General features: G+C 70.9%; 18 protein-coding genes. 10 read left to right on the forward strand and 8 right to left on the reverse strand.

The genetic code is table 11. The features are described 5' to 3' along the window. Positions 1-95: 95 nt before the first annotated feature. Complete coding sequence (locus FPZ41_RS20105; RefSeq protein WP_322620474.1) at positions 96-734, forward strand: class F sortase; 639 nt, start codon at positions 96-98, stop codon at positions 732-734. A gap of 120 nt (positions 735-854) precedes the next feature. On the opposite strand, the gene FPZ41_RS20110 is transcribed toward FPZ41_RS20105, so the two are convergent. After that, positions 855-1,640, reverse strand: a complete 786-nt coding sequence (locus FPZ41_RS20110; protein ID WP_152864516.1) for a sulfite exporter TauE/SafE family protein — start codon at positions 1,638-1,640, stop codon at positions 855-857. A 229-nt stretch (positions 1,641-1,869) separates the two neighbouring features. Here FPZ41_RS20110 and FPZ41_RS20115 point away from each other — a divergent pair, with 229 nt between their 5' ends. From FPZ41_RS20115 to nirD, 3 genes are read left to right on the forward strand one after another with little or no spacing between them, the layout of a single operon-like run. Further along, positions 1,870-3,141, forward strand: a complete 1,272-nt coding sequence (locus FPZ41_RS20115; protein ID WP_152864518.1) for an NAD(P)/FAD-dependent oxidoreductase — start codon at positions 1,870-1,872, stop codon at positions 3,139-3,141. Continuing rightward, on the forward strand, positions 3,142-5,769 hold the full coding sequence (gene nirB, locus FPZ41_RS20120) for a nitrite reductase large subunit NirB (protein WP_152864520.1): 2,628 nt from the start codon (positions 3,142-3,144) through the stop codon (positions 5,767-5,769). Continuing rightward, on the forward strand, positions 5,766-6,116 hold the full coding sequence (gene nirD / locus FPZ41_RS20125) for a nitrite reductase small subunit NirD (RefSeq protein WP_152864522.1): 351 nt from the start codon (positions 5,766-5,768) through the stop codon (positions 6,114-6,116). The genes nirB and nirD overlap by 4 nt, the downstream gene beginning before the upstream one ends. 79 nt (positions 6,117-6,195) lie before the next feature. Here the strand turns inward: nirD and FPZ41_RS20130 are convergent, their stop codons facing one another. Both FPZ41_RS20130 and FPZ41_RS49905 read right to left on the reverse strand, forming a co-directional pair. Continuing rightward, a complete protein-coding gene (locus FPZ41_RS20130) occupies positions 6,196-7,692 on the reverse strand; it encodes a sensor histidine kinase (protein ID WP_152864524.1) in 1,497 nt (498 codons plus the stop codon). Continuing rightward, a complete protein-coding gene (locus tag FPZ41_RS49905; protein ID WP_152864526.1) occupies positions 7,689-9,056 on the reverse strand; it encodes a winged helix-turn-helix transcriptional regulator in 1,368 nt (455 codons plus the stop codon). The genes FPZ41_RS20130 and FPZ41_RS49905 overlap by 4 nt, the downstream gene beginning before the upstream one ends. Before the next feature lie 405 nt (positions 9,057-9,461). On the opposite strand from FPZ41_RS49905, the gene FPZ41_RS20140 reads away from it, so the two are divergent. Both FPZ41_RS20140 and FPZ41_RS20145 read left to right on the forward strand, forming a co-directional pair. Continuing rightward, positions 9,462-10,067: a carbonic anhydrase gene (locus FPZ41_RS20140; protein WP_322620475.1), complete on the forward strand. Its 606-nt coding sequence runs from the start codon at positions 9,462-9,464 to the stop codon at positions 10,065-10,067. A gap of 380 nt (positions 10,068-10,447) precedes the next feature. After that, complete coding sequence (locus tag FPZ41_RS20145; RefSeq protein ID WP_228022853.1) at positions 10,448-12,139, forward strand: SulP family inorganic anion transporter; 1,692 nt, start codon at positions 10,448-10,450, stop codon at positions 12,137-12,139. Positions 12,140-12,243: 104 nt separating this feature from the next. Here FPZ41_RS20145 and FPZ41_RS49545 read toward each other — a convergent pair whose 3' ends face one another. Further along, entirely contained in the window at positions 12,244-12,378 is a 135-nt protein-coding gene (locus FPZ41_RS49545; protein ID WP_265584239.1) for a hypothetical protein, read from the reverse strand. A 411-nt stretch (positions 12,379-12,789) separates the two neighbouring features. Between FPZ41_RS49545 and FPZ41_RS20150 the strand changes: the two genes are divergently transcribed. Both FPZ41_RS20150 and FPZ41_RS20155 read left to right on the forward strand, forming a co-directional pair. Further along, positions 12,790-14,106 (forward strand): MFS transporter, encoded by a 1,317-nt coding sequence (locus FPZ41_RS20150; RefSeq protein ID WP_194236149.1) that lies wholly within the window; start codon positions 12,790-12,792, stop codon positions 14,104-14,106. Positions 14,107-14,158: 52 nt separating this feature from the next. Then, on the forward strand, positions 14,159-15,295 hold the full coding sequence (locus tag FPZ41_RS20155; protein ID WP_152864530.1) for a mandelate racemase/muconate lactonizing enzyme family protein: 1,137 nt from the start codon (positions 14,159-14,161) through the stop codon (positions 15,293-15,295). Positions 15,296-15,411: 116 nt separating this feature from the next. Here FPZ41_RS20155 and FPZ41_RS20160 read toward each other — a convergent pair whose 3' ends face one another. The 4 genes from FPZ41_RS20160 to FPZ41_RS20175 all read right to left on the reverse strand — a co-directional run bounded on the left by FPZ41_RS20160 (position 15,412) and on the right by FPZ41_RS20175 (position 22,326). Further along, complete coding sequence (locus tag FPZ41_RS20160) at positions 15,412-16,605, reverse strand: alkaline phosphatase PhoX (protein ID WP_322620476.1); 1,194 nt, start codon at positions 16,603-16,605, stop codon at positions 15,412-15,414. 160 nt (positions 16,606-16,765) lie between these two features. Beyond that, positions 16,766-17,698, reverse strand: a complete 933-nt coding sequence (locus FPZ41_RS20165) for an oxidoreductase (RefSeq protein ID WP_152864532.1) — start codon at positions 17,696-17,698, stop codon at positions 16,766-16,768. A 206-nt stretch (positions 17,699-17,904) separates the two neighbouring features. Further along, positions 17,905-20,652, reverse strand: a complete 2,748-nt coding sequence (gene ppdK, locus FPZ41_RS20170) for a pyruvate, phosphate dikinase (RefSeq protein ID WP_407698797.1) — start codon at positions 20,650-20,652, stop codon at positions 17,905-17,907. Positions 20,653-21,105: 453 nt separating this feature from the next. Beyond that, entirely contained in the window at positions 21,106-22,326 is a 1,221-nt protein-coding gene (locus FPZ41_RS20175; RefSeq protein WP_152864536.1) for an ROK family protein, read from the reverse strand. Between the two features lie 119 nt (positions 22,327-22,445). Here FPZ41_RS20175 and FPZ41_RS20180 point away from each other — a divergent pair, with 119 nt between their 5' ends. Continuing rightward, positions 22,446-24,017, forward strand: a complete 1,572-nt coding sequence (locus FPZ41_RS20180; protein WP_407698798.1) for an MGH1-like glycoside hydrolase domain-containing protein — start codon at positions 22,446-22,448, stop codon at positions 24,015-24,017. Further along, entirely contained in the window at positions 24,014-25,951 is a 1,938-nt protein-coding gene (locus FPZ41_RS20185) for an amylo-alpha-1,6-glucosidase (RefSeq protein WP_152864538.1), read from the forward strand. The genes FPZ41_RS20180 and FPZ41_RS20185 overlap by 4 nt, the downstream gene beginning before the upstream one ends. The last annotated feature ends 100 nt before the right edge of the window (positions 25,952-26,051 follow it).

The following is a 26,051-nucleotide window of genomic DNA, read 5'->3' on the forward strand; positions in this document are numbered from 1 at the left end:
CCTCCCCTCCGGGCCCCCGCCCCTCGGCCCGGAGGGGAGGTACGCGTGAGGGGACGAGAGAGGAGCATCACACAGCCGTGAAAGGAGCAGGTCACGTGCGCGGGTTCAGCAACACCGCCATAACGTGCACCACCGTGGTCGCCCTCGGCTGCGGTGCGTGGCTGCTCCGCAGCGGCACCGAGCACGGTGCGCCGCCGCAGCCGTCGGCGGCCCAGGCCCACACCCGCTCCGGGCCCGAGGTGCCCGCCGGGGTGCCCGCCCTGCCGCCGTCCCCGCCCGAGCGCGTCCGCATCCCCTCGATCCGTGTGAACGCCCCCTTCATGCGCCTCGGCCTCACCGCCACCGGCAGCCTCGACGCCCCGCCGACGAACAAGGAGAACCTCGTCGGCTGGTACGAGGCGGGCACCACGCCCGGTGAGGAGGGCACCGCGATCGTCGCGGGGCACGTCGACACCGCGGACGGGCCCGCCGTCTTCTACCGGCTGGGAGCACTCGCGAAGGGCGCCCGCGTCGAGGTCGAGCGGCGGGACGGCACGGTCGCCGTGTTCTCCGTCGACGCGGTGGAGGTGTACGACGCCCACGCCTTCCCCGACGAGAAGGTGTACGGCGCCGCCGACCGGCCCGAGCTGCGGTTGATCACGTGCGGCGGCGGCTACTCCAAGCGCACCGGCTACCGGGGCAACGTGGTCGTGTTCGCGCACCTCACGGGCGTACGACCGTCCAGTGCACGCTGACCGTCACGCCCCGGCGCTCACGCCCCGCCACTCACGCCCTGACCGTCACGCCCCGACACTCACGCACCCCCGACGACCGTCACACCCAGCACTCACAGCCCAGCACTCACACCCCAGCACTCACGCCAGCCACTGCTGATACGCCATGTTCGCCACCAGCGCGAACACCACCACCAGCAGCACGACCCGCACGAAGGAGCTGCCCTTCTTCAGCGCGGTGCGCGCGCCCACCATGCCGCCGACCAGGTTGAACACGGCCATCAGCGCGGCCAGCTGCCAGTACACCGTGCCCTTCCAGGCGAACGTCGCGAGGGCGCCCGCGTTGGTGCAGCAGTTGACGATCTTGGCGGTGGCGGAGGCCGTCACCAGGTCGAGGTGGAGGAGGGCGGTGAGCGCCAGGACGAGGAACGTGCCGGTGCCGGGGCCGACCAGCCCGTCGTAGAAGCCGATGCCGACGCCCGCGAGACCGATCGCGGCCAGGACGCGCCGCGCCGGGACGGGCCCGGTGGAGGGGGCCGTGCCGAAGGCGGGCCGCAGGATCACGAAGGTACCGACCGCGAGCAGGACGACCATGACGACCGGCTTCAGCACGTCCGTGCTCATCAGGGCCGCCACGAACGCCCCGGCCGTGGACCCGGCGAGCGCGCCCAGCCCGATCCGTACGGCGACCCCCACGTCGACGGGCGTCCGGCGCGCGTACGTCACGGCCGCGCCCGTCGTGCCGACGATGGCCACCGCCTTGTTGGTGCCGAGCGCGTACTGGGCGGCGGACGACGTGTTCGGCAGCCCGAGCAGCAGCACCGGCAGCAGCAGGAGTCCGCCGCCGCCCACCACGGCGTCGATCCATCCGGCCGCGAGCGCGGCGAGGCAGAGCAGGACGACCATGGTCAGCGATATGTCGGGCATGATCGGAACCTTATGGACGGGATACATGTGCAGTCCATGGAATTGAGCAGCTCCTGAGCTGTGCCAGGGCACCTGAGCAGGGCATTCGTGTCGCCTCACGGGCCCCACGGCCCCCACCGGCCCGCCGGAAATCCCTCACATCCCGTCCGGCCCGGTGAAGAGGGCAGCGTTCCCCGTGGGAAACAGACGTGATGCGGTCGGGTAACACCGGCACCGCACGCTCGGGGGCATGACCTCGAATACGCGTGTGGTGGTGATCGGCGCCGGCCTCGCGGGCGTACGTCTCGCCCGGCGGCTCGGTGAGCTCGGCGTGTCCGCCGTCCTCGTGAGCGAGGAGGCACACACCCCGTACAACCGCGTACTGCTCGCCGACGTCCTGGCCGGCCGGTACACGCCCGAGGTGATCGCCCTCCCGGCGCCCGCGGAGATCACGCGCGGGCAAGTCACCGGCATCGACCGTGCGGCCCGCGAGGTGTACTGCGCGGACGGTTCCGTGATCGCATACGACACGCTCGTCCTCGCGACCGGCTCGAACCCCGTCCTGCCCGCCCTGCGCGGTCTGTTCGACCCCCATCGGCACGAACTCCCGGACGGCGTGCACGCGTTCCGCACGATGGACGACTGCCTGGGGCTGTCGAAGGCCGTACGGCCGGGTGTGCGGGCCGTGGTCATCGGCGGCGGGCTCCTCGGGGTCTCCGCCGCCCGTGCCCTCGCCCGGCGCGACGCCCAGGTGGTGCTGGCGCAGCAGGGCGAGCGGCTGATGGAGCGGCAGCTCGACCCGTCGGCCTCGAAGCTGGTGCGGCGGCATCTGACGGACCTCGGGGTCGAGGTGCACACCGAGTCGCGCGTCCGTGGCGTGCGCTGCGTCGGCGGGGCCGTACGGTCCGTGGAGATGGCCGACGGGTACGCGCTGGACGCCGACATCCTCGTCCTTGCCTGTGGGGTCCGCCCGCGCGTCTCTCTCGCCGTGCGGGCGGGGCTCGCCGTCCACAAGGGCGTCCTCGTCGACGACGAGCTGCGCACCTCCGACCCGCACATCCGGGCCATCGGCGACTGCGTCCAGCACGACGGGCAGGTCTACGGCCTCGCCACACCGGCCCTCGAACAGGCCGACGTGCTCGCCGAGCTGCTCGCTGCCGAGACAGGGGCCGAGACAGGGGCCGAGACGGGAGCCGAGGCCGGGGCCGCCGGCGGCGCGGCCGCCCGCTACACCGGCACCCGCGCGCTCACCCGGCTCACCCTGGCCGGAGGGGACTTCTTCGACCTCGCCGCGTTCGGCGAGCCCGACCCCCGCCCCGGCGACGACGTCGTCCAGCTCGCCGACGCCACCCGGGGCACCTACCGCAAGGTCGTCGTCCGCGACGACCGCCTGGTCGGCGGGGTGCTCGTCGGCGAACTCGGCACCGTCGGCGCGCTCGCCCGCGCCTGGGAGGGAGCAGAGCCGCTCCCGCAGGGCCGCGCTCCTCTGCTCCACCTGCTCACCAACGATGGAGGCTCCTGAATGACCGCCACCCCGGGGGCCACCCCCACGATCGTGCTCGTCGGCCACGGCATGGTCGGCCAGCGCTTCCTCGAAGCGCTCGCCGAGCGCGGCCTGACCGCCACGCACCGCGTGGTCGTGCTGTGCGAGGAGCCGCGTCCCGCGTACGACCGTGTCGCGCTCACCTCGTACTTCTCGGGCCGGACGCCCGAGGAACTGTCCATGACGGACATGGAGTTCATCGACACCCACGGCATCGAGCTGTACGTCGGCGACCCCGCGGAGACCATCGACCGCGAGGCCAGGAAGGTCACCGCCAGGTCCGGCCAGGTCTTCGAGTACGACACCCTCGTCCTCGCCACCGGCTCGTACCCCTTCGTCCCGCCGGTCCCGAACAAGGACGCCGAGGGCTGCTTCGTCTACCGCACGATCGAGGACCTGCTCGCGATCGAGGAGTACGCGAAGGCGAAGGCGACGGTCGGCGCGGTGGTCGGCGGTGGTCTGCTCGGCCTGGAGGCGGCCGGCGCGCTCAAGGGCCTCGGACTCACCTCCCACATCGTGGAGTTCGCGCCGCGTCTGATGCCGGTGCAGGTGGACGACGGCGGTGGCGCGGCGCTGCTGCGCACCATCGAGGACATGGGCCTGACCGTCCACACGGGCGTGGGCACGCAGGAGATCCTCACGGACGCCTCGGGCACCGTGACCGGCATGAAGCTGTCCGACGGTTCCGAACTGGCCGCCGACATGGTGGTGTTCTCCGCCGGTGTCCGGCCCCGCGACCAGCTCGCCCGTGACTGCGGACTGACCGTCGGCGAGCGCGGCGGCATCACGGTCGACGAGCAGTGCCGTACCGTCTCCGACCCGCGCGTGTTCGCGATCGGCGAGTGCGCGCTGGCCTCCGACGGCCGGGTGTACGGCCTGGTCGCGCCCGGTTACGAGCAGGCCGAGACGGCCGCGGCGACCATCGCCGAGGACGAGACCGAGGAATTGACGTTCACCGGCGCCGACCTGTCCACCAAGCTGAAGCTGCTCGGTGTCGACGTGGCGTCCTTCGGTGACGCGCACGGCACGGCCGAGGACTGCCTCGACGTCGTCTACTCCGACTCCCGTTCGGGTCTGTACAAGAAGCTGGTCATCGGCCGGGACGGCACGCTGCTCGGCGGCATCCTGGTCGGCGACGCGGAGGCGTACGGCACGCTGCGCGCGTTCACGGGTTCGGTCCCGCCGGTCTCCCCCGAGTCCCTCGTCCTGCCCGCCGGCACCGGGGCCCCGGACCGGCTCGGCCCGACCGCGCTGCCCGACGACGCGATCATCTGCTCCTGCAACAACGTACGCAAGGGCACGATCCGCGAGGCGGTCACCGAGCACCGGTGCACCACCGTGCCCGAGGTGAAGAAGTGCACCAAGGCCGGCACGACGTGCGGCAGTTGCGTCAAGGTTCTGGGCCAGCTGGTCACCGCCGAGCTGGAGGCGTCGGGCGTCGAGGTCGACAAGGGCCTGTGCGGCTGCTTCTCACAGACCCGCGAGGAGCTGTACGAGATCGTCCTCGCCCTGCGCATCAACACCTACCAGCAGCTCCTGGACCGCTACGGCCGTGAGGGCGCCCGGGGCGGCGACGGCTGCGAGATCTGCAAGCCGACGGTCGGCTCCATCATCGCCTCCCTCGCCCCGACGATCGGCGCGAGCGGCTACGTGCTGGAGGGCGAGCAGGCGGCCCTGCAGGACAGCAACGACCACTTCCTCGCCAACCTCCAGAAGAACGGCTCGTACTCGGTCGTCCCGCGCATCCCCGGCGGTGAGATCACCCCGGAGGGCCTGATCGTCATCGGCGAGATCGCCCGCGACTTCGGGCTCTACACGAAGATCACGGGCGGCCAGCGCATCGACATGTTCGGCGCGCGGGTTGAGCAACTCCCTTTGATCTGGACGCGGCTGGTGGACGCGGGCTTCGAGTCCGGCCACGCCTACGGCAAGTCGCTGCGCACGGTGAAGTCCTGCGTCGGCCAGACCTGGTGCCGCTACGGAGTCCAGGACTCGGTGCGCATGGCGATCGACCTGGAGCTGCGCTACCGCGGCCTGCGCTCCCCGCACAAGCTCAAGTCCGCGGTGTCGGGCTGTGCCCGCGAGTGCGCCGAGGCCCAGTCGAAGGACTTCGGCATCATCGCCACGGCGGGCGGCTGGAACCTGTACGTCGGCGGCAACGGCGGCGCCACCCCGCGCCACGCGGACCTGCTGGCGCAGGACCTCTCCGACGGCGAACTGATTCGTCTGATCGACCGGTTCCTGATGTTCTACATCCGCACCGCCGACCGCCTGGAGCGCACCTCCACCTGGCTGGAGCGCATCCCCGGCGGCCTGGACCACGTGCGCGACGTGGTCGTGGAGGACTCCCTCGGCATCTGCGAGGAGCTGGAGTCCCTGATGGCGGCGCACGTGGCGAACTACGCCGACGAGTGGGCGACCACCATCAACGACCCCGAGAAGCTGGCCCGGTTCGTCTCCTTCGTGAACGCGCCGGACACCCCCGACCCGGTCGTCGGCTTCGTCCCCGAGCGCGACCAGATCAAGCCCGACCTGCCCCTGCTGTCCATCGGCATGCGCCCCACAGAAAACCCGGCAGACGTCCTGGAAGGAAGCGCCCAGCGATGACCCTGGCACTCGAGACCACCGACCTGAAGATCCAACTCCAGCTCGGGGACGACTGGTTCACGGTCTGCGACCTGACCCGGCTGACCCCCGGCCGAGGCGTGGCGGCTCTGCTCCCCGACGGCCGCCAGGCGGCCCTGTTCCGCGACCGCAACGGCGAGCTGTACGCGATCGACAACCGCGACCCCTTCGGCGGCGCCGCGGTCCTCTCCCGCGGCCTCACCGGCACCCACCAGGGCCGCCCCTTCGTCGCCTCCCCGCTCCTGAAGCAGCGCTTCGACCTGGAGACGGGTCAGTGCCTGGACGACGAGGCGGTGCGGGTGGCGACGTATGAGGTGCGGGCGCGGTGACATCGGACGCTGATGGCTCGATGGCATCGGTCGTGCTGATGTCTCGGTGACATCGGGCGCGCTGATGGGATCTGTGCGCTCAGCGGGTGGCCTCCAGCGGTCTCGAGGGCCGGTGTTCCGAGAACGGGGTGCCGACCCGGTTCGGGTGCGGGGCGCACGGAAGGTGGACCACCGCGTCGAGACCGCCGCTGGGGGCGGGGCGCAGGACGGCCTCGCCGCCGCCGGCGTGGGCGAGGCGCTGGACCAGGGCGAGCCCCAGGCCCGTACCGCCCTTGGGGGCGTCGGGGGCGCGCCAGAAACGGTCGAAGGCGCGGCGGCACTGCTCCTCCGTCATACCGGGTCCCTCGTCCATGACGTGCAGTTCGACCCGGCCCTGGCCCGCCGTGCGGGGGTGCGGGAAGGGGTGGGCGAAACGGCGTTCGTGGGGCGCCGGGCGGTGCAGGTCGATCAGCACGGTGGACCCCGGCGGTGACACGCGCAGCGCGTTGGAGAGCAGGTTGTCCAGGATCTGCTCCACCGCGCCGGGCACCGCCAGCACCTGGCCCGTGTAGTCCCCCACCAGCGCGAGCCGCACACCGTGCTGCTCGTACAGCGGGTTCCAGGCGCGGTGCCGCTCCGCGCACACCTGGTCCACGTCCACCCGATCGCGTTCGCCGGCGCTCTCGTCGAGCCGGGCCATCGCGAGCAGCCCCTCGACCATGCGGGCCAGCCGGTCGGTCTCGGTCATCGCGGCGGTGAGGCTGCCCCGGGCGTTCAGGGCGATGTCGGACTCCAGGTTCTCCAGGCGCAGCCGCAGCGCCGCGAGCGGGGTCTTGAGCTGGTGGGAGGCCTCGCCGGCGAAGGCGCGCTGGGAGGCCAGAAGGTGTTCGAGACGGGCTGCGGTGCGGTTGAAGGTGGCGGCGAGGCTGCGCACCTCAGGGGGACCCTTGGTGATCGCGACCGGGCTCACCGTGCCGCTGTCGGCCAACTCATAGGTGGCGAGCTCCAGTTCGCGGATGGGGCGCCCTGTCCAGCGGGCGATGGCGAACCCGACGACGGCGAACGCGGAAAGGACCGTCAGCCCGCCGAGGAGGAGCAGCAGCCAGAAGTGCTGGACGCGGTTCACCACCATCTGGGTCGGCACCGTGAGCCGTACGGCTCCGAGCTTCTCCACCCCGTGGGTGACCGGCGCCGAGACCGCGATGTACTCGACACCGCCGATGACGGAAGTGCGCACGTCCGACGCGGAGTTGGCCTGGAGTGCCGCGGCGATGCCGGGCTGGGCGGCGAGGTTCCCGGACTCGTCGGGCGACACCTGATGGGAGGTGGCCAGCACCGCGCCGGACTGGTCCACGATCAGCACATGGCCGCCGAGGCGCTGGGCGCACTTGACCGCTTGGGGCTGCAGATCCTCCCCGGCACGCCCCGCGTCGATCGACAGCGAGGCGTACGCCGACACCGCCTCCGCCTCGTCCTTCGCGGCGTTGACCACCCGCTCCTGTTCGTACTGCGCGTAGACGAAACCCAGCGGGATCTCCAGGCAGAGCAGGACCAGGAGCGTGAGGCCGAGATAGCTGAGCAGCAGGCGCCGGGTCATCGATACGCCGCCTGTGGTCCTGGCGCCCGGTACGCGGCGGGCGGCTGCGTGTGCACCGCCAGCCGGAACCCGACCCCGCGGAGCGTCTGGATCCACGCCGAGTTCCCCAGCTTGCGCCGCAGCGTGGCCACGTGCACGTCCAGCGTCTTCGTCGGGCCCTCGTAGTGCGGGTCCCAGACGCGGTCGAGGATCTGCTGCCGCGAGTACACCGCGCCCGGGTCCTCGGTGAGCAGCGCCAGCAGCTCGAACTCCTTGGGCGTCAGGGCCACGGGCGAGTTCCCCACCCACACCTGCCGCGTCCTGCGGTCCACGACGAGCGGCCCGGAAGGCCCCTCGGGTGCGGCTTCGGGTGGCGGTGCGGGGTCGAAGGCGGGGTCGGGGGCCTCGAACGAGCGGGTCGTGTCGAAGGAACCGGTCGAGCCGTACGGGCGCGCCGAGTCGAAGGAACCCGTCGAGTCGAAGGAGCGCGCCGCGCCGAACGAACCGGTCGAGTCGTAGGAGCCGGCCGCGTCGTAGGAGCCGGGCGCGCCGAACGAGCTGTTCGCGTCGTGGGCGCGGCCTGCACGCCGGGACCCCCTCGGCTCCTGCGTGCTGCCGTGCTCCGGGGAGCGCCCGGTGTCGACGGGGCCCGTTTCGAAGCTCCGCGAGGCATCGAACTGCCGGGGGGCGTCGGCGGGTTCGTACGGGTCGGAGGACGGCCCGGGTGCCGTGGCCCCTGTGCCCGTGGTCCCGGCGAACGACTCGCCGCCGTACGAGTCGCTACGGAGCGAGTCGCCCCCGAAGGAATCTCCGCCGAACGACTCCCCGCCCCGCGACCAGGACTCGGCGCCCCGCGCGCTCGACGCGGAGCCCGACCGCGCGGATGCTCCGACGGGCTCGCCGCCGGACTGTCCGGTGCCGAACCCCCCGTCCGTACCGGCACCGTAGGCGTCCGCGCCCGCGAACTGGCCGGATTGACCGGCCTGTCCGGCCTGTCCGACCGGTCCGGCCTGGCCGACCTGTCCGGCGCGCTGCGTCCGCCGGGTCACCGCGCGTACACGTGCCACCAGCTCACGTATGCTGAATGGTTTCGCCAGGTAGTCGTCCGCACCCAGTTCGAGGCCCAGCACGCGGTCGGCCTCCTCGCCCCGCGCGCTGAGGATGATGATGGGGACGTCGGAGGTCTGCCGGATGCCACGGCAGACGTCGATGCCGTCCATGTCCGGCAGGCCCAGGTCGAGCAGCACGACATCGCCGTACGGCCCCCTCAAGCCCTCGGTGCCGGTGCCGACATGATGGACGGCCAGCCCGAAGTGGCCCAGACCCTCGGCGAGCGGTTCGGCGATCGTCTGGTCATCCTCGATGAGCAGCACTCGTACGCCCATGCGTTCCGCCTCTCCGTGAACCGTCAACATCAACCACGCGTCATCGACCACGCGTCCGGACAGCGCGAATTCCGTGCCGCGGAGGTTACACGCTACAAGATCCGTCAATGCCGTGTCGCACAGATCCGGGACAATGTGAGCAGCCGCTCAAAAATGTCTGGACTACGGCTGTTGACGTTCTCTTAGGGTCCCTCTGAAGTGACCGGACAAAGTCTGGACTATTCATGGCTGCCGTTTAGTGTTCCTCTAACCTTCCGCTGGCAGCGACTGTTCTACGGTGATGGGGACCAGGTCAAACAACTCCCCTGTCCTGCCCCTGACCTGGCCAAATACCGCGTCAGGCATGGCTGGAGACACCCTCGTACACCATGCCTGGCGCGGTGCGAGACCCCTGCTGGAGGCACCGTGAAGGCATTGCTGGACCGCGCTCGCTCGTTCAAGCGTCGGGTCGACTTCGAAAGTGGCGAATACCGGAAACTGGCCGAAGGTCAATATCCGGAGGCGCTGTTCATTACCTGCTCGGACTCGCGGGTCATACCCGCCCTGATCACGGGCGCACGGCCCGGTGAAATATTCGAGCTGCGGAACGCCGGCAATATCGTTCCGCCCCATGGACAGCCCGGCGCATCGGGCGAGGCCGCCACCATCGAGTACGCACTGGAGGTGCTCGGCGTTCAGGACATCGTCGTGTGCGGCCACTCCTACTGTGGCGCGATGGGCGCCCTCAAGTCCGGTGACGACCTGTCCGGGCTGCCCGGCGTGGACGCCTGGCTGCGGCTCGCCCGCCCCGGCCTCACACCACTGCTCGACGGCACCCTGAACGACCCGTCGCTGACCGACGTGGTGCAGCTGAACATCGTCAACCAGCTGACCGTACTGCGGAGTTACCCGGCTGCGCGGGAGCGGCTCGACTCGGGACGGCTGCACCTGCACGGCTGGTACTACGAGGTGGACACCGGCCAGGTGCACGAGCTCGACGAGGACGGTCTGTTCCGGGTGCACGCCGGATGAGCGGCACACACGGGCACGGACGGCACGCCAAAGCCCGCCCCACGGCAGCGGACGCGGGCCACACGGTCTGGCTGGATCCTGGGGGACAGCAGCAGGCGGGCTCCGCGCCGGAGGACCCGTGGGCCCGGGTGCCGGAGGAGTGGGGGCCCACGAGGTCGTCCCCCGCACCCCAGGACGGCTGGGCCGACTCGGCCCACCAGGAGGCCTGGGGTGCACCTCGGCGCCATGACGCGTGGGCGACCCCACCGCCCCCGTCCCGGCCGCCACGTCCGGGCCACGCACCCCCCGAGGCGTCCAGGGGGCCCAGGTCCCGTACGGATGCCGGGGCCTCCGGGGCCGGGATGCCCGGGGCTGGGATGCCCGGGGCCGGGATGTTCGGGATGTTCTCGAAGGGCGCCAAGTCCTCGGGCGGCCAGAAGGCCGACCTGGCCACCGAGATCACGGCGTCCCTCGTCGTCTTCCTCGTGGCCCTCCCCCTGTGCATCGGCGTCGCCGTGGCGTCCGGCGTCCCGGCCGAGCTGGGCATCATCTCCGGTGTCATCGGCGGTCTGGTCGTCGGTGTGGCCCGGGGCAGCACCCTCCAGGTCAGCGGCCCTGCCGCGGGCCTCGCCGCCCTGGTCGCCGAGACGGTGATGGAATTCGGCGTGGCGATGCTCGGCGTGATCGTCCTCTTCTCGGGCATCCTGCAGATCATTCTCGGCCTGGTGAAGCTCGGCCGGTTCTTCCAGGCGATCTCGCTGGCGGTCGTCCAGGGCATGCTGGCGGGCATCGGTCTGCCGCTGATGTTCAGTCAGGCGTACCCGGCGGCCGACGCCAAGGCCCCCGGCACCGCGCTCGAGAACATGGCCGGTATCCCGGGCCTGATCGCCGACACCGTGTCGAACCCCCAGACGCTGATCGCGGCCGGCCTCGCCGTCCTCACGGTCGTCCTCAGCTTCGTGTGGAAGAACGTGCCGGGCCCGGTCAAGAAGGTCCCGGCGGCGCTGGTCGCCGTGGGCATCGGTATCGCGGTCGCCGCGCTCCCCGGTGTGGAGGTGAAGACGCTCCAGGTCGGCAACCTGCTGGCCTCCGTCCAGGTCCCCGGCGCGGAGCAGTTCGCGGGTCTCGCCGACCCGGGCATCATCACCGCGATCCTCACCTTCACGGTGATCGCCTCGGCGGAGTCCCTGTTCACCGCCGCCGCGGTGGACCGTATGCACGACGGCGCGCGGACCCGCTACAACCCCGAGCTCATCGCCCAGGGCGCCGGCAACACGGTGGCGGGCCTGCTCGGCGCGCTGCCCATCACCGCGGTGGTGGCCCGCAGTTCGGCGAACGTCCAGGCGGGCGCCAAGACCCGTATGTCCCGCACCCTGCACGGCCTGTGGCTGCTGGCGTTCGCGATCCTGCTGCCCCAGGTGCTGGCCCTGATCCCGATCTCGGTCCTCGCGGGTGTCCTCATCCACAGCGGCTGGAAGCTGTTCGCGCCGTACGAGTTCCCGAAGATGTGGCGCCAGGACCGGGGCGAGTTCGCGGTCATGACGGTCACCACGCTGGTCATCGTGGCGACGGCCCTGCTGGAGGGCGTCCTCATCGGTCTGGCCGCCGGCATCGTGCTGGCCGCCGTGCGCATGTCGCAGACGGTCATCAAGCAGCACATCGAGGACGACACGGCGAAGGTGGTGATGGCGGGCAACGCGACGTTCCTCCGCCTCCCGGAGGTCATCGAGGCCCTGGAGGCCGCCGCCGAGGCCGGCAAGCCGCGTATCCGCCTCGACCTCACCGGGGTGACCCATCTGGACCACGCCTGCCGCAGCCAGGTCGAGGAGTTCACGGCCCAGCAGCGCGGCAAGGGCCTGCGGGTGGAGCTCCTGATGCCGGGCCCGGCGAAGCACGCGGCCAACGCCCAGAAGGCGGCGGACCCCCAGGAGCAGCCCGCCGGGGCCTGGGCCGACTCCCGCCCGGGCCGTCCGGCCGACGCCCCGTCACCGAGCCCGACCGCCGAGTGGTTCTACCTGGACACCCGCCCGATGCCGGAGGAGTACGCGGAGCGGTACGCCCAGGAGTACGCACAGGGCTACGCGCCCCGCTGAGCCCGACCGCACGAGGCGCGGCCGCCCGTTTGGGCATGAGGAAGGCCCTCCGTGAAGATCACGGAGGGCCTTCCTCATGTGCGGGGACCAGTCTGAACACGCCGTCAGATGGCCGCCCGGGCCTCCGGAACCTTGATGGTCAACACTCCGTCACCGAGCGCGGCATCGACCACGCGCTTGTCGTGGCGGCGGATTTTGTCAAAAGCGTTGACGAACTCTTTCGGCGCTCCTACCTTCAACCGCGTCGTGCATCGTACGTCATATACGAACGGTCGATATGTCTGAATGAGGTGCGCTGATGGCCTTGGGGTATGAGGAGGGCTCCTCGACGCGTCGACACGCGACGCGAGTGGGTGGCTGCGGATGAGCACGGTGTTCGCAGACCCGGAAAGACGCTGCCTGGTCGCTGTTCCGGTCGCACGGAGCCGGGACCGATGACCAGAAGACGACCGCTCTCTCACTGACGATACGAGTCACCGACGATACGAGTCGCGGCCCGTTCACCGCCAAGATCCCGGGCCGCGACAGAGGACCGTTACTCCCTCCCGGGGAGCCTACCAACGCCTGGAGCCATGGTGCCCCTATCCCGCGTGCCCTCGACGAAGACAGAGACATCACCTGGGCTGCAACGTAACCGCAGCCACAGCCACATGCGATGGACGATCGTCGGGTTCTCCGCGCTCGGCCTGACGATCGCGTACCTCGACCGTGCCGCACTGAGTGTGGCCATGCCCTACATGTCCGAGGAATTCCACATCGGCTCCGCCGTGCAGGGTGTCATGCTGTCGGCGTTCTTCTGGACATACGCACTGTTCCAAATCCCCTCCGGCCGGCTGCTCGACCGCTTCGGACCGAGGATCATCTATCCCATCGCGGTCGGCTGGTGGTCGGTCTGGACGGCACTCACCGCCCTCGCCCAGGGCGTCGGCTCGGTCATCGTGTTCCGGCTCGGCCTGGGCATCGGTGAGGCACCGGTGCAGCCGGCGAACGTCAAGGTCGTCTCGCGGTGGTTTCCCCGTAAGGAACGAGCCTTCGCGTCGGGCCTGTTCGACATGGGCCAGCAGATCGGCACCACGTTGTCGATCCCGGTGGTGACGGCACTGGCACTCCTGGGTGGCTGGCGTCTGGCCTTCGTCGTGATCGGCGTCGCCGGTCTGCTGTGGATCGTGGGGTGGGCGGCCGTCTACCGTGACCCCGAGAGGCATCCGCGTGTTTCCGAGGCCGAACTGGCGCACATCCGCTCCGATCAGGGCGAGTCGGCCGGTGCGGATCCGGACGGTGCGGATCCGGACGGTGCGGATGTGCCCTGGCGGGTACTGCTCGGCGACTCCCAGGTGTGGGCGCTGACGACCGGCTATGTGTTCCGTTCGCTCGCCGGAGCGTTCTTCCTCACCTGGTATCCCAGCTATCTGCTCGACGACCGCGGCTTCTCCAAGGCCGACTTCGGCATGGTGGGGTGGATACCGTCACTCATCGCCATCGGATCCACCGTGCTGGGCGGCATCGTGTCCGACCGGTTGCTGGCCTCGGGGTCGTCCCCGAACCTGGCCCGGAAGCTTCCGATCGTCGCCGGGCTCGGACTGAGCGCCTGTATCGGCTTCGCCCCGTTCATCGAGAGCAACCTGGTGCTGATGATCGTGCTCACCGTCAGCAGCGCCGCTCACTCCTTCGCCGGCGCGGCGATCCTGAGCCTGCCGGCCGAGGTGGCGCCCTCGTCGTCGTGCGTCGGCGCGGTGGCGGGCTTCCAGAACTTCGGCTCCCAGGTGGGCAGCCTCATCAGCCCGATCGCCATCGGACTGTTCCTGGCCTCGAGCAACGGATCCTATGTGGGGCCCTTGCTCGGCGCGGCCGCGAGTTGCCTGCTCAGCGCGGCGATCTATTTGTTCTGGGTGCGGATCAAACCGGTGACACTCCGGGACGACGTATCAGCGAAGGCCGCCGGACACCAGGAAGGGACCACCTCGTGACGGCTTCGCCGAACGCCGCCGGACTGTCCGGGATCGCCAGGGAGGGTGCCGCATGAGGATCGAGTCGTTGGAAACCTTCCGGCAGCGGGTCGGCGACCGGCCCAGAGTGCTTGTCAAGATCGGTACGGATGACGGCGTCGTCGGATGGTCGGAGGTGTACAACCACGGCCCCGACCTGGCCTATCCGCCGCTACTGGAGTACCTGTTCGACCAGATCAAGGGCATGGACGCCCGCTCCCCGAGCCGGGTCAACCAGTTCCTCCTGCAGTCCGGCCGCTTCCCCCAGGGGGCACTGGGCCTCGCCGCGATCGCCGCGATCGACCACGCCCTGTGGGACATCGCGGCCAAGGCCCTGGGCGTACCGGTGTACCGACTGCTCGGAGGCGCCGTACGCGACCGGGTGCGTGTGTACGCCGGCTTGTACTCCGCGCCCGACGTCGAGGAACTGCGCGATGTCACCGCGCGGTTGCACGAGCGGTACGGCTTCACGGCGTTCAAGCTGAGCCCTTACCGGCGGGACCTGCACCGGACCCGGTTCGGTCTGGTGGTCCGCGAACTCGGGGAGTACTTCGGTGCGGTCCGCGAGCACCACCCCGAGGAGTGGGACTTCGCCTTCGACGCCCACGCTTGCCTGTGGGAACCGCGGCAGGCCGTCGACATGGGCGCGGCGCTCGCTCCCCACCAGCCGTTGTTCCTGGAGGAGCCCGTACGGCCGGAACACATCCCCGCCTGGGGCAGAATCCGGTCCGAGATCGCGGTGCCGCTGGCCACGGGTGAATCCCTGTATTCGCCCCATGAGTTCCTGGCACTCCTCGGTGCGGGCGGAGCCGACATCGTGCAGCCGGACATCTGCGTGGTCGGGGGCCTCACCCAGATGGTGAAGATAGCCGCCATCGCCGACGCGCACTACGTCCCCGTCGCGCCGCACAACCCGCTCGGTCCGCTCGCGACCGCCGCGAACGTGCACTTCGCGGCGGCGACGACCAACTTCGACATCCTCGAGTACAAACCGGACGACGTGACGTGGTGCCCCGACCCGTACCTCCCGGTGGACGGACATCTCCCCCTGCGCCCGGACCGCCCCGGGTGGGGCATCGAGATCGACGAGGCGGCACTCAGGACCGACGACTGGGTGACCTGGCGCCGGAAGGTGCCGGTACGTACTGACGGGTCGACGGCATGGATGTGATGAGGCGGACGTAGGTCGCACCGCCCTCACACGGGCGGGGGGGTCGTCCTCCGTTGCCGGGGTCTCCCGGCAGGCCACAGTCGGAGCCTGCCGGGAGACCCTGCGGTATCGCTCCCCTACGCCCGGAACGGCCCCGTCACCTCGTAGGTGATGCCGCCCGACGAGCTCCCGCTCGTCCCGCGCTGGCTGGAGAAGTACATCCGGGTGCCGTCGGGCGAGAACGCGGGGCCGGTGATCTCCGACGCCGACTGGCCGTCGATCCGCAGGAACGGGGCGATCACGTCGTCCGGCGTGATGACGCAGATCTCCATGTTGCCCCCGTCCTCCGCCACGAAGAGGTCGCCGGAGGCGGAGCCCGTGACGTTGTCGACGCCCGTGAGCGGCGCCGTGCCACCCGTCACCAGGGAGTCGTCGTAGGCGAGTTCGATGGTCTGGGCGGCCGCGTTGTACTGCCAGACGCGGTTGTCGCCCTTCGTGGTGAACCAGCAGGTGTCGTCGGCGTAGTAGCAGCCCTCGCCGCCGTTGAAGCGCTTGGCGCCGGAGACCTGGTTGCGGGTGGCGGTGGCGCCCGTGGGGTCGGGGACCCTGGCCCAGGTGACGGGGCCGCTGGTACCCGTGCCCGCGACGAGCACCTCCAGGGTGCCGGAGGACAGGTCGCCCCACGTCGTGGGCTTGAAGCGGTAGAAGCAGCCGTCGGTGACGTCCTCGGTCATGTAGACGACCTGGCGGACCGGGTCGGCGGCCGCCGCCTCGTGCTTGAAGCGGCCCATCGCCGCGCGCTGCACGGCCGCGTTCGTGCCCCACGGGTCCGTCTCGTAGACGTAGCCCCGGTCGACCTCCTCGCAGGACAGCCAGGTGTTCCACGGGGTCTTGCCGCCCGCGCAGTTCTGGCGGGTGCCCGAGAGGATGCGGTACGCGCCGGTGATGGCGCCGGTCGACGAGAACTTGACCGCGCTCGCGCCGCCGGACGGGTTGATCTCGGAGTTGGAGACGTAGATCCATCCTCCCCCACTCTCGGCTTCGCTCGACCGGGAGGTGCCCCCATCGTCGGCGTAGCAGGCGCCGCCGTCGGGGGCGTTGTGCCAGCGGTACGAGGTGCCGGTGACCGTCTGGCCGGAGCGGGCGATCACGCGGCTGGTGAAGCCGCTGGGGAGTCTGATGCCGTTGGCGTCGGCGGTGCCGAGCGCACCGTAGGGGCCGGTGCCCGGCTGGGCGGGGGCGGCGTACGCGGCGCCGCGCCAGAGGGTTCCGCCGAAGACGGCGGAGGAGCCGCCGAGTACGGCGGTACGCAGCAGGGTACGACGTTCCACTTCTGCTCCTGGGATGTGTCGTGACCGCCCCGCCACCGGTCGGCGGCGGGGTCGCGCGACCACGGACACTAGGGGCCTGGGGTGGACATGTCATTGCCGAGCGATGACGTGGACGTGGTGCCCGCGAGGAGTCGCACCGGGGCCCCGCCGCCCCCTGGCCTCAACGCTTCAATCCCTCGTACGCAACTCCCGTCAACCGCTCCGACTCCTCCCAAAGCCGTTCCGCCGCCCTGTCGTTGAGTGCCCAAGGGGCACGCCACGACTTCGCGGGCGAGCCGCGCCAGCCGAGGATGCCCGGCCCCGTGAAGGAGTCGGGGCGGACGTCGGGGGCCGTGGCCGCGTACAGCGTGGGCAGGGCGCCGGCCTCCGCGGACTGGGCGAAGACACGGTTACCGATGGACATGAAGCTCTCGGCGGCCCGGCGGCCCTCCAGTTTGGGGCCCGCGGTCTGGAGGTTGGTGGCGGCGTAGCCGGGGTGCGCGGCAACCGCCACGATGTCGGAGCCGATGGCGGCGAGCCGGCGCGCCAGTTCGTGGGTGAAGAGGAGGCCCGCGGTCTTGGAGCGGGCGTACGCGGTCCAACGACCGTACTTACGCTCGCTGTTGAGGTCCGTGATGTCGATGTTGGACATCGCGTGCATCCCGCTGGAGACGGTCACCACGCGTGCGTCGGCCGTGCCGAGCAGCACCGGCAGCAACAGCCCGGTGAGCGCGAAGTGCCCGAGGTGATTGACCCCGAACTGCGTCTCGAAGCCGTCCGCGGTACGGCCCTGCGGCAGCGCCATCACACCCGCGTTGTTGATCAGCAGGTCCAGCTGCCGGTGCCCCTGCTCGTACGTGGCCGCGAACTGCCGTACGGACGCCAGGTCCCCGAGGTCGAGCCCCGCGAACTCCACTTCCGCGCCCGGCACTTCGCCCACCAGCCGCTCGACCGCCGCCGTGCCCCGCGCCTCACTCCGGCAGGCCAGCACAACACGCGCACCACGCCGGGCCAGTTCGCGTGCGGTGACGTAGCCGATCCCACTGTTCGACCCGGTGACGACGGCCGTACGGCCCGTCTGATCCGGGATGTCGGTCGCTCTCCAGCCGGCCATGGCTCGGGCTCCCTCCGCGTACGGGTGGGTAACCAGACTACGGGCGGTCGGCGCGCCGGGCACTCCCTGGTGACACGAGAGGGCGGCACCCCCGCACAGGGTGCCGCCCTCTTCTGGTGGACCGGAGCCGCCGCGATCGGTGAGGGTCGGGGACCGACGGCGGCTCCGGGGTCAGGGGAGGCGGGCGGGACTGTCGCCGCGCCGCCTCAGCGGTGGTCGCTGCCCGCCGACTGCGAGGCCGCCCGGCCCGCCTCCAGGCGCGCCACCGGGATGCGGAACGGCGAGCAGGAGACGTAGTCCAGTCCGACCTCGTGGAAGAAGTGGACCGACTCGGGGTCGCCGCCGTGTTCGCCGCAGACGCCGAGCTTGAGGTCGGGACGGGTCGCGCGGCCGGCCTGGGCGGCGGCCTTCACCAGGGAGCCCACGCCGTCCTTGTCGATCGTCTCGAAGGGCGAGACCCCGAAGATGCCCTTCTCCAGGTACGCGGTGAAGAACGAGGCCTCGACGTCGTCGCGGCTGAAGCCCCACACCGTCTGGGTGAGGTCGTTGGTGCCGAAGCTGAAGAACTCCGCCGCCTCCGCGATCTGGGCTGCCGTCAGGGCGGCCCGTGGCAGCTCGATCATCGTGCCGATGGCGAGCTTCAGTTCCGTGCCGGTCGCCGTCTCGACCTCCGCGACGACCTGGTCGGCCTCGTCGCGGACGATCTCCAGCTCCTGGACCGTGCCCACCAGCGGGATCATGATCTCGGCGCGCGGGTCGCCCTTGGCCGCCCGGCGCTCGGCCGCCGCCTCGGCGATCGCCCGTACCTGCATGGTGAACAGTCCGGGGATGACCAGGCCGAGGCGCACACCGCGCAGGCCCAGCATCGGGTTCTGCTCGTGCAGGCGGTGCACGGCCTGGAGCAGGCGCAGCTCGTTCTCGTGCGGTTCCTTGCGCGACTCGGCCAGCGCCACCCGTACCGACAGCTCGGTGATGTCGGGCAGGAACTCGTGCAGCGGCGGGTCCAGGAGGCGGATCGTGACCGGCAGGCCGTCCATCGCCTCGAAGAGTTCCACGAAGTCCTGCTTCTGGAGCGGGAGCAGCTGCTTCAGGGACTCCTCGCGGTCCACTTCGGTGTCCGCCAGGATCAGGCGTTCGACGAGTTCGCGGCGGTCGCCGAGGAACATGTGCTCCGTACGGCACAGGCCGATGCCCTGGGCGCCGAAGCGCCGGGCCCGCAGGGCGTCCTCGGCGTTGTCCGCGTTGGCACGGACGCGCAGGCGCCGCTTGCGGTCGGCGAAGGCCATGATGCGGTGGACCGCCTCCACCAGTTCGTCGGCGTCGTCGGCGCCCGCGTGCATCCGGCCCTCGAAGTACTCGACGACGGGGGACGGGACGACCGGTACCTCGCCCAGGTACACCTTGCCGCTGGAGCCGTCGATGGAGATCAGGTCGCCTTCCTCGACGACGTGCCCGCCGGGCACCGTCATCCGGCGGCGCTTGGTGTCGACCTCCAGCTCCTCGGCGCCGCACACGCACGTCTTGCCCATGCCGCGGGCCACCACGGCGGCGTGGGAGGTCTTGCCGCCGCGCGAGGTCAGGATGCCCTCCGCCGCGATCATGCCGTCCAGGTCGTCGGGGTTCGTCTCGCGGCGGATCAGGATGACCTTCTCGCCGGAGCGGGACCACTTCACGGCGGTGTACGAGTCGAAGACCGCCTTGCCGACCGCCGCGCCCGGAGAGGCGGCGATCCCGCGGCCGACCTGCTCGACCTTCGCCTGCTCGTCGAAGCGCGGGAACATCAGCTGGGCGAGCTGGGCGCCGTTGACGCGCTGGAGCGCCTCCGCCTCGTCGATCAGTCCCTGGTCGACGAGCTGGGTCGCGATCCGGAAGGCGGCGCCCGCCGTGCGCTTGCCGACACGCGTCTGGAGCATCCAGAGCTGACCGCGCTCGATGGTGAACTCGATGTCGCAGAGATCCTTGTAGTGGTTCTCCAGGGTCTCCATGATCTGCATGAGCTGGTCGTACGACTTCTTGTCGATCTTCTCCAGCTCGGCGAGCGCGACGGTGTTGCGGATGCCCGCGACCACGTCCTCGCCCTGCGCGTTCTGCAGGTAGTCGCCGTACACGCCTTGGTGGCCGCTCGCGGGGTCACGGGTGAACGCGACGCCCGTGCCCGAGTCCGGGCCCAGGTTGCCGAAGACCATCGAGCAGATGTTGACGGCCGTGCCGAGGTCGTGCGGGATGCGTTCCTGGCGGCGGTAGAGCTTGGCGCGGTCGCCGTTCCAGGAGTCGAAGACCGCCTTGATGGCGAGGTCCATCTGCTCGCGCGGGTCCTGCGGGAAGTCCCGGCCGGCCTCGGCCTTGACGATCTTCTTGAACTTGGTGACCAGCTTCTTCAGGTCCGCGGCCTCCAGCTCCGTGTCGACCGCGACCTTCTTGGCCTTCTTGGCCTCCTCCAGCGCGTCCTCGAAGAGGTCGCCGTCGACGCCGAGGACCGTCTTGCCGAACATCTGGATGAGGCGGCGGTAGGAGTCCCACGCGAAGCGCTCGTCGCCGGCCTGCTTGGCCAGGCCCTGGACGGACTTGTCGGAGAGGCCGATATTGAGGACGGTGTCCATCATGCCGGGCATGGAGAACTTCGCCCCGGACCGGACCGACACGAGGAGCGGGTTGTCGGGCTGGCCGAGCTTCTTGCCCATGGTCTTCTCGAGGGCGGCGAGGTGCGAGCTGACCTCGTCACGCAGTGCCACCGGCTCCTCGCCGCTGTCGAGGTAGACCTTGCAGGCCTCGGTGGTGATGGTGAAGCCGGGAGGCACGGGGAGGCCGAGGTTGGTCATCTCGGCGAGGTTCGCGCCCTTGCCGCCGAGGAGGTCCTTGAGGTCCTTGTTGCCCTCGGTGAAGTCATAAACGAACTTCACGCTCTCAACGCTCTGAGCCGTGCGGTCTGCGTGGGGTTCTTTGTTTTCCGACACGGGTCCCAACTCCTCCGAGGACGCGGTGGCTGCCCTGACGGCGAGGAACATACCCAGATCGAAGGCTCCTGGGTACGTCCACTTGCGCGTCATGCGCCTGTAACCACCCGTCCGCCGCTGGATCGAAAGTCAAGGCTTGGCAAGGAAAGACGACACGATGTGTTCAGTTCTTGAACGGGAGATCACCCACCCATCCCGCCTATCGCTCAGATGAGCAGCAATCCTTACGTCTGAGTTTACCTGATGAACGATCAAAGGGTGGCACTCAGTGCCACCCTTTGAAGAAGCGGAACCCGCCCACGATTCGCTCATCTGAGCGCAGCCCCTATCAGGGGTGGCGAGAATCACGCCGTTCGGGGTGCCCGGATTTCAGCATGCGGACCGGGAGACAGCCCCGGACACAGTCGGAAACACGCCCGTCACACGCCCACGGCCGCCTCACGCCCAGGCCCCTCACACGCCCAGCGCGGCCAGCCGCTCCTCCACGCGCTCCGGCGCGTACAGATGCTCCACGACCAGCGCGCCCGCCCCCACCAGACCCGCCCGCTCCCCCAGCCGTGAGGTCACCACGTCGAGGTGGGCGGTGGAGCGGGGCAGCGCCCGCTGGTACAGCAGCTCACGCACCCCGGTGAGGAAGGGGGTACCGGCCAGATCCCCGGCGATCATCAGGACACCGGGGTTCAGCAGCGTCACCACCGTCGCCAGTACGTCGCCGACGTGGCGCCCGGCCTCCCGCGCCAGCGCCATCGCCTCGGGATGACCCGAGACCAGCAGGTCCCGCACGTCCGAGCCCGAGGCGGCCGGAACATTTGCCTCGGCCAGCTTCCGGGCCACGGCGCCACCGCTCGCCACGGCGGCCAGACAGCCGTACGAGCCGCATCGGCACAGCGCGTCCGCACCCTCCGGAACCCGGATGTGCCCTATGTCCCCGGCACCGCCGTCGATCCCGCGGTAGATCGCCCCCCGGACGACCACTCCGGCCCCGATGCCCGTGGACACCTTGACGAGGGCGAAGGCCGCGCAGTCCGGGTAGCCGGTGCGCTGTTCGCCGTAGGCCATGAGGTTGGCGTCGTTGTCGACGAGGACGGCCGTGTCCGCTCTGCCACCCGCGTGCTCGGCGAAGGCGCGGGCCAGGCGGCCTCTGATGTCGTAGCCGTCCCAGCCCGGCATGATCGGCGGCTGGACGACACGGCCGGTGTCGCTGTCGACCGGGCCGGGGACCGCCAGCCCGATGCCGCACACCGCGTCCGCCGGCCGCCCCGCCTTCTGGAGCAACTCGGCGAACCAGCGGCCGAGTTCGTCCAGTACGACCTCGGGGCCGTCGTCTATGACCAGGGTGCCCGTGTGCTCGGCCTGGATCTCGCCGGTGAGCGAGAGTACCGCCGCGCCGGCGTGACGGGTGTCGAGGTCGGCGGCGAGCACGACGGCGTGGGAGTCGTCGAACTCCAGGGTGATGGAGGGGCGTCCGCCCAGCGGGGAGTCCACCGGACCGCCGGCCCCCTCGCGCAGCCAGCCCGCCCGGAACAGCCGGTCCAGACGCTGGCCGACCGTGGCCCGGGACAGGCCCGTGGCCTGCTGGAGCGCGCCACGGGTGGTGGCCCGCCCGCTGCGGACCAGTTCGAGCAGATCTCCGGCACCGGCATGACCGCCCGCCTTCAGAGCCCTTCCATTCATGCGCACCCCCTTGCGTTCACCAACCTTGCATTACATATTGAGTTTTGCGTGTTAAATAGACGTAACTCTACGGTAGCCACTGCCGAACCGGTCGGCTCGACGTCCTCGGGGGGCCCTGCGTGGACCGCACAACCCAGCTCACCGCCCAACTGCGGGACCGCACGGGCCCACTCCGCACCTCGGCCCCACCTCCCGCGGCCGAGCCGGGCAAGCCGGCCGAGCCGCGTGGAATCGGGCCCGGTCCGGACGGGATCACGCACGTCGGAGCCGATGTATACGATCCGGCGGCGCCGGCCGGTTCCCTGCACCGCAGGGCCGCCCGGGTGCTGGAGGACAACTGGACGGGGACGTCGACCGTGCCGTCGCGGGGGCTGTATCCGCACCAGTGGTCGTGGGACTCGGCGTTCATCGCCATCGGGCTGCGGCACCTGTCGCCGTTACGGGCGCAGACGGAGCTGGAGACGCTGCTCGACGCCCAGTGGGGCGACGGCCGGATCCCGCACATCGTCTTCAACCCCTCCGTGCCGCTCGACGCGTACTTCCCGAGCCCCGACTTCTGGCGCTCCTCGACCGCGGGGCACGCCGCGGGCGCCCCGCGCACCGTACAGACCTCGGGCATCGTGCAGCCACCGGTGCACGCGCTCGCCGCATGGCTGGTGCACCAGGCCGACCCCGGACTGTCCCGGGCGCGCGGCTTCCTGCCCCGGCTGTACCCGCGTCTGGCCGCCTGGCACCGCTATCTGCTGCACCGCCGTGACCTCGGCGGAGGCGGGCTGGCCTCGGTCGTCCACCCCTGGGAGCAGGGCATGGACAACTCCCCGTGCTGGGACGCCCCACTCGCCCGCGTCACCCCGGCCCCCGCCCGCTCCTTCCGCCGCGCCGACCTCGACCACGGCGCACCCGAGGACCGGCCGACGGACCTGGACTACGGGCGGTACGTGTGCCTGGCGACGGACTACCGCGACGGGGCCTATGCCGACGGCCGCGGGGACTTCGCCGTCGAGGACCCGGCGTTCAACGCGCTGCTGATCACCTCGGAGCACGCGCTCGCCCGGATCGCGAAGGAGCTCGGCGCCACGGGCACGGCCCGGCACGCGCGCGCGGAGCGGCTGACGGCCGCCCTGGTGGACCGGCTGTGGGACCCGGTGGAAGGCATGTTCTTCTGCCGGGACGTGCGCGGCGGCGGACTGATCCCCGAGCGCGGTGTCTCCGGACTGATCCCCCTGCTGCTGCCGACCCTGTCGCGTGACATCACCGACACCCTGCTCCGCACGGCCGGCGGACCGCACTTCGGGCTCGGCGGGGCCGCCCGTCTCGTACCGAGTTACGACCTCACCGGTGAGGCCTTCGACCCGCACCGCTACTGGCGCGGTCCGGCCTGGTTCAACACGGCCTGGCTGATCGAGCGCGGGCTGCGGCTGCACGGTGAGCGGGGACGGGCCGACGCTCTGCGGGAGGACTTCCTGAGCACCGCCGGCACATCCGGGTTCGCGGAGTACGTCGACCCGTACACCGGCGAGGCCTGCGGGTCGGGCGACTTCAGCTGGACGGCCGCACTCACGCTCGACCTGCTCCACCAGCCCCCGGGGCACGGCGTGACCCCCGTGGGCATCGGCACGTTCGGCATGAACGACATGGACAACATGGACAACATGGACGACATGAGGGACAAACGAGGGGACCGGGGATGACGGACCGGCAGCATCTGCTCGTACGCGGCAGGACGTTCGCGGCCGTGGGCGACGGCGGCGACATCAGCGGGGTACGCGGCGGCAACCCCCCGGACGGGCTGTTCGTACGGGACGCCCGCCACCTCAGCCGCTGGCAGCTCACCGTCGACGGCGCCGTACCCGAGACGCTCACCCCGGTCGCCGACGGCGACACCGCGCGCTGCGTCCTCGTACCGCGCGGCGGCCGCCAGGAGCCGCCGGCGTACACGCTCTTCCGGGAACAGGCCGTCACCGACGGGGCGTTAGTCGAGTCGCTGCGCGTCACCAGCAACCGCCCGGTACCGACGACGGTCCATATCGCGGTCACCGCGGACGCCGACTTCACGGACCAGTTCGAACTGCGCTCCGACCACCGCACGTACACCAAGATCGGCGCCGTGCGCTCCCGCACGGTCCTCGACGACGGCGTGGAGTTCAGCTACCGGCGCGGCGAGTGGCACTCCTGTACGAAGGTCACGTCCGAGCCCGCGCCCGACGGCGTCGAGGAGACGGGCACGGGCGCCCGCCGCCTCGTCTGGGCCCTCGACCTGGAGCCCCACGGCTCGGCGGAGCTGACACTCCAGGTGGCCGCACGCCCGCACGGCACCCCCCGCGCACCCGAGGTTCCGTCCTCCCCCGCCGTCGCCACCGAGCAACTCCTCGCCCTGGAGGGCGAGTTCGCGGAGGGCGTGCCCTTCCCGACGAGCTGGCCGGAGCTGGCGGCGGCCTGTGCGCGCGGGCTCAGCGACCTGGCCGTGCTCCAGGTCCCCGCGACGGGCCCGGACGGGGAGGAACTGCGCGTCCCCGCGGCCGGAGTCCCCTGGTTCCTCACCCTCTTGGGCCGCGACGCGCTCCTCACCTCACTCTTCGCCCTCCCCTACCGCCCGGAGCTCGCGGCCGCCACCCTCCCCGCACTCGCCGCCACCCAGGCCACCGAGGTCGGCCTCGACGCGGTGGCCCAGCCGGGCAAGATCGTGCACGAGGTACGGCACGGCGAGCTGGCCCACTTCGGCCAGGTGCCGTTCGGGCGGTACTACGGCTCGGTGGACGCGACCCCGCTCTTCCTCGTCCTCCTCGGCGCGTACGTCGAGCAGACCGGCGACGTGAGCCTGGCCCGCCGTCTGAAGCCCCACGCCCGTGCCGCGATCGGCTGGATGCTCGACCACGGCGGCCTCACCTCCCGCGGCTACCTGGTGTACCGCGCGGACCAGGGCGGCCTCGCGAACCAGAACTGGAAGGACTCCCCGGGCGCGATCTGCTCGGCCGACGGCAGCCGTCCCTCCGGTCCGGTGATGGCGGCGGGCGCCCAGGGCTATGCGTACGACGCGCTGCGCCGCACGGCCCACCTCGCCCGCACGGTGTGGGAGGACGAGGTCTACGGGGCACTGCTGGAGCAGGCGGCGGCCGATCTGCGCGACCGCTTCCAGCGGGACTTCTGGATGGCCGACCACGGGTTCGCCGCGCTGGCGCTGGACGGCGACGGCAACCACGTCGACGCGCTCGCCTCCGACGCCGGTCATCTGCTCTGGTCGGGGTTGCTGGACAAGGAGTACGGCGAACTGGTGGGGCGGCGGCTGCTGGAGCCCGACTTCTTCTCGGGGTGGGGCGTACGGACGGTCGCGGCCGGGCAACCCGCGTATCACCCGCTGTCCTACCACCTGGGTTCCGTGTGGCCGCACGACAACGCGCTCATCGCGCTGGGGCTCGCGCGCTACGGGCTGCACGACGAGGCGCGGACGGTTGCGCACGGGCTGGTGGACGCGGCGATGGCGACCGGGCACCGGTTGCCCGAGGTCCTGGCCGGGTACGGGCGGGACACCCACCCGGAGCCCGTTCCTTATCCGCATGCGTGTGTGCGGGAGGCTCGGGCGGCCGCGGCGCCGCTTGCGTTGCTTACGGCTGTAGGGGGCGCCTGAGAGCTCGGGAGTATTTGTCGGTTGGCGGCTGCGGGTTGTGTTCGGCTGGTCGCGCAGTTCCTCGCGCCCCTGAAGAGCGCCCCTTGCAGGGGCGCATTCC

Origin of the sequence: Streptomyces acidicola (assembly GCF_009377235.1) — a bacterium.
Lineage (GTDB): Bacteria > Actinomycetota > Actinomycetes > Streptomycetales > Streptomycetaceae > Streptomyces > Streptomyces acidicola.

Bases quoted from the DNA above. Each gene is read 5' to 3' on its own strand.
- FPZ41_RS20145 (WP_228022853.1), top strand. From the start codon at position 10,448: ATGTTCTCGAAGGGCGCCAAGTCCTCGGGCGGCCAGAAGGCCGACCTG.
- FPZ41_RS20175 (WP_152864536.1), bottom strand. From the start codon at position 22,326: ATGAATGGAAGGGCTCTGAAGGCGGGCGGTCATGCCGGTGCCGGAGAT.
- FPZ41_RS20155 (WP_152864530.1), top strand. From the start codon at position 14,159: ATGAGGATCGAGTCGTTGGAAACCTTCCGGCAGCGGGTCGGCGACCGG.
- nirD (WP_152864522.1), top strand. From the start codon at position 5,766: ATGACCCTGGCACTCGAGACCACCGACCTGAAGATCCAACTCCAGCTC.
- FPZ41_RS20110 (WP_152864516.1), bottom strand. From the start codon at position 1,640: ATGCCCGACATATCGCTGACCATGGTCGTCCTGCTCTGCCTCGCCGCG.
- FPZ41_RS49905 (WP_152864526.1), bottom strand. From the start codon at position 9,056: ATGGGCGTACGAGTGCTGCTCATCGAGGATGACCAGACGATCGCCGAA.
- FPZ41_RS20185 (WP_152864538.1), top strand. From the start codon at position 24,014: ATGACGGACCGGCAGCATCTGCTCGTACGCGGCAGGACGTTCGCGGCC.
- FPZ41_RS20165 (WP_152864532.1), bottom strand. From the start codon at position 17,698: ATGGCCGGCTGGAGAGCGACCGACATCCCGGATCAGACGGGCCGTACG.
- nirB (WP_152864520.1), top strand. From the start codon at position 3,142: ATGACCGCCACCCCGGGGGCCACCCCCACGATCGTGCTCGTCGGCCAC.
- FPZ41_RS20130 (WP_152864524.1), bottom strand. From the start codon at position 7,692: ATGACCCGGCGCCTGCTGCTCAGCTATCTCGGCCTCACGCTCCTGGTC.
- FPZ41_RS20115 (WP_152864518.1), top strand. From the start codon at position 1,870: ATGACCTCGAATACGCGTGTGGTGGTGATCGGCGCCGGCCTCGCGGGC.
- FPZ41_RS20150 (WP_194236149.1), top strand. From the start codon at position 12,790: ATGCGATGGACGATCGTCGGGTTCTCCGCGCTCGGCCTGACGATCGCG.